This window comes from Sphingobium indicum BiD32 (assembly GCF_000382885.1).
Lineage (GTDB): Bacteria > Pseudomonadota > Alphaproteobacteria > Sphingomonadales > Sphingomonadaceae > Sphingobium > Sphingobium japonicum_C.
This window is the reverse complement of record NZ_CAVK010000056.1, coordinates 1-3,254: the sequence shown is the minus strand read 5'-3', so window position 1 is coordinate 3,254 and position 3,254 is coordinate 1. Positions and strand designations below refer to the sequence as shown.

The window sequence follows — 3,254 nt, the reverse complement described above, 5'->3', positions numbered from 1 at the left end:
GTGCTGCCACCTCCCCTTGCAGGGGAGGATTGAGGTTGGGGAACATGCAAATTTCAGAATGTGGGTTATGACCGTCAAGACCGTGATCACCGCACTGGCCGCCCTGACGCTCACCGGCGCCGCCAACGCAACGCCGCGTCGCATAGTCTCGCTCAATGTGTGTGCCGACCAATATCTGATCGCACTGGCCGACAAGGGGCAGATCGCCGCGCTCAGCAGCAATGCGCGCGATCCTGAATTGTCGGCGGCGGCGGACAAGGCGCGGAGCTATCGCGTGCTTCGCCGCGCTTCGGAGGAGGTGCTGGCGATCCGGCCCGACCTGATATTGGGCTATCCCATCGGGCCGAACATGATCGCGGGTGCGCCGCCGGGGCAATGGACGACGCTGGGGCTGGCCAGTGCGGACAGCTATGGCGCGATCCTCGACCAGATACGGCAGGTCGCGCGCGCGATTGGCCATGCTGAGCGCGGCGAGCGCCTGATCGCGCAGATGAACCGCGATCTGGCGGCGCTGCCCAAAGCAAAGCGTGGCGGGGTCGCGGCCTATTATCAGCGGCGCGGCTATATGACCGGCACCGGCACGCTGGTCGATGACTTGATGCGGCGGGTGGGGCTGACCAACCTTGCCGCAAAACTCGGCAAACCCGCGCTGGCGCAGGTGCCGCTGGAGGCGATGGTCGCGGCGCGGCCCGACTGGCTGATTGTCGAAAGCGGCAGCGAAGCGGTGGTGGATCAGGGGACCGAAATGCTCCAGCATCCCGCGATCACAAACATCCCGCGCATCAGCCTGCCGCAAAGCTGGACGGTATGCGGCGGCCCCGCCTATGTGCAGGCGGCGCGGGCCATCACGGCGCGGTTGAACGCGCGCAGGTGAAGGGACGGGCAGCGCGCCCGTCCCCCCGTGTGCCATATCAGAAGCGGACACGCACGCCGCCAAAGGCGGAGCGGCCATAGACGCCATAGCCATAGGCGGTGGCGTAGGCTTCATCGAACAGATTGTCGATGCGGCCATAGACTTCCAGATGCTCGCCCAGCGGCAGCGAGGCGCGCAAACCGGCAAGCGCATAGCCGTCCAGACGACGGGTGTTGGACGCATTGTCGAAACTGTCGCCCACCATCGTCACCGTAGCGCCCGTCGACAGACCGAAGGACCAGACATAATCCGCCGAGACGCTCACCGCATTGACCGCGCGGCGCGGCAGGCGGTTGCCATCATTGATCCCGCCCGACCGGTCGCGCGCATCGACATAGCTATAGCTACCCGTCACGGTCAGCGCGTCCACCGGCTTCAGCGCGATGCTGGCCTCCACCCCCTTGGCGCGGGTGCGGTCGAGGTTGCTGTAGCTGAAGGTCGCATTGTCATAATTGATCTGGTCGGTGGTATCCCGCAAGAAGGCGGTGACCGACAGGATCGCCCGGTCACCGTCCAGGCTCTGATCGACGCCGATGTCATAGCTTTTCGACCGTTCGGGGCGCAGCGCGCTGTTGCCGCTGAACATATCGTATAGCTGATAGAGCGAGGGTGCCTTGAACCCCTCGCCATAGCTCAACCGCACATTGGTCGCTCCCGCATTGGGCGTGTAGTTGGCGTTCGCGCCGAATGTGGTCGCACCGCCGAACTGGCTATGATCATCATGCCGCACGCCACCGGTGACGGACAGGCCGGTGAAGGGCTTGACGATCGCCAGCGCATAGACGCTGTCGATATTGATCCGTGCCGTCGCCGTGCTGCCGAAGCCGAAGAAATCATAATCGGGCCGTTCATGTTCATAGCCGAACACCAGCCTGGCCTGATCGACCGGCGTATAGACGCCTTCATAGTCAAAACGCAGGTTAGTGCCCGAATAACCATAGTCCGGGCCAGTGCCGCGCACGAAATAATAATCGCGGTCGTTGCGCAGATAGGTGACCGCCGCGCGATTGGTCAGCTTGCCGTCCAGCAGGGCGAGATTGATGCCCGCATAGCCGACATATTGATCGAGCTTGCTCACATCGCTGCTGTCGGCGGGGGCGCCGAAGAAGCTGTCATAGTCGAGGTCGGCATGGATATAATAGCCGCGCAGGTCGAGGCTGAGCGTATCGCTGAACGCCAGTTTCAGACGGGCGTTGGTAGCGATATTTTCATAGCCGTCCTTTTCCGTGCCGCCCACGGCCGAGGAAATGCCATCGGTGCGGAACCAAGCCGCGCCGACGCCGCCCGAGGCGATGCCGCTGGAGCCGGACACGTCTGCTTTCGCGTTCACCGTATCGCTATAGCCATAATCGACCGAGGCATTGGCACCGAAACCGTTCGCCGGAACGCCGGTCATGATGTTGACCACGCCGCCGATCGCCTGGCTGCCATGGACGACCGAGTTGGAGCCGCGCAGCACCTCGATCCGCTTGATATTGCCGGTCAGCAAATGGCCGAAATCATAGCCGTCGCCGATGCCGCTGGGGTCGTTGACCTTGACCCCGTCGATCAGCACCAATGTCTGCGTCGTTTCCGCGCCGCGCAGCGACACGCCGGTCACGCCGCCGGTGGAACCGTTACGGTTGAAGCGTACGCCCGGCGTCGTCGCCAGCAGATCAAGCACATCGACCGCCTGCCGCGTCTGGATGGTCTGCGCGTCGATGACGGTGATCGCCTGCCCCACTTCGTCGCGCGACTGTTCGATGCCGGACGCGGTGACGACGATATCATCGTCCTGCGCCAGAGCGGGCGTTGCCGCCAGCAGCGCGATAAGAGAAATGCCTGTTTTTACCATGATATAAGCCCTGAGCGTCGGATGCGACTTCAAGGCCGGGGCGTCCGCAACCAAGCGGTCGCGCCATGATGCGGGATGACGCCAGCCCCCGCCGCACGGCACGATGCGGCCCCGGCCGCACAGCGTCGCTCGACGGAAAACCACCGTGCCATGACCATCCCCTGGATCAGGGCAAGAGCGACCAGACGCCGGCAGGTCTCCTGGCTCGCGGGTCAGGGCAATGCTGCACGGACCTTCCCAGACAAAAGCTGTCCAGTGGCCGGGTCTTGCGACCCGCGTGCATCATGCTCACCGCTTACAGTTGCAGGGACAGCCACGGAATTGGGCGCTTGCACGCCCGCACCGCATTCCCATTTTAAGCCCCTTGCGGGGCACCGGCGCGATCTAGCTGCAAGGGAAGCAAGCCCCCCTCACGCGGCGCGCTCTAGGGGAAAGGCAGGGCGGTGCCAAGAATAATCCTCCCCTGCAAGGGGAGGGGGACCGCCAGCGAAGCTGGTGGTGGAGGGG

2 protein-coding genes and 1 riboswitch are annotated in these 3,254 nt (G+C 64.0%); of the genes, one reads left to right on the top strand and one right to left on the bottom strand.

The window, feature by feature from the left end; translation table 11 throughout:
• Window positions 1-58: 58 nt before the first annotated feature.
• Window positions 59-874, top strand: a complete 816-nt coding sequence (locus tag EBBID32_RS05580) for an ABC transporter substrate-binding protein (RefSeq protein ID WP_006952212.1) — start codon at window positions 59-61, stop codon at window positions 872-874.
• Window positions 875-911: 37 nt separating this feature from the next.
• Here EBBID32_RS05580 and EBBID32_RS05575 read toward each other — a convergent pair whose 3' ends face one another.
• Window positions 912-2,747: a TonB-dependent receptor plug domain-containing protein gene (locus tag EBBID32_RS05575; RefSeq protein ID WP_037489043.1), complete on the bottom strand. Its 1,836-nt coding sequence runs from the start codon at window positions 2,745-2,747 to the stop codon at window positions 912-914.
• 173 nt (window positions 2,748-2,920) lie between these two features.
• Window positions 2,921-3,141, bottom strand: a riboswitch (cobalamin riboswitch).
• Window positions 3,142-3,254 lie beyond the last annotated feature (113 nt).

Bases quoted from the DNA above. Each gene is read 5' to 3' on its own strand.
- EBBID32_RS05575 (WP_037489043.1), bottom strand. From the start codon at position 2,747: ATGGTAAAAACAGGCATTTCTCTTATCGCGCTGCTGGCGGCAACGCCC.
- EBBID32_RS05580 (WP_006952212.1), top strand. From the start codon at position 59: ATGTGGGTTATGACCGTCAAGACCGTGATCACCGCACTGGCCGCCCTG.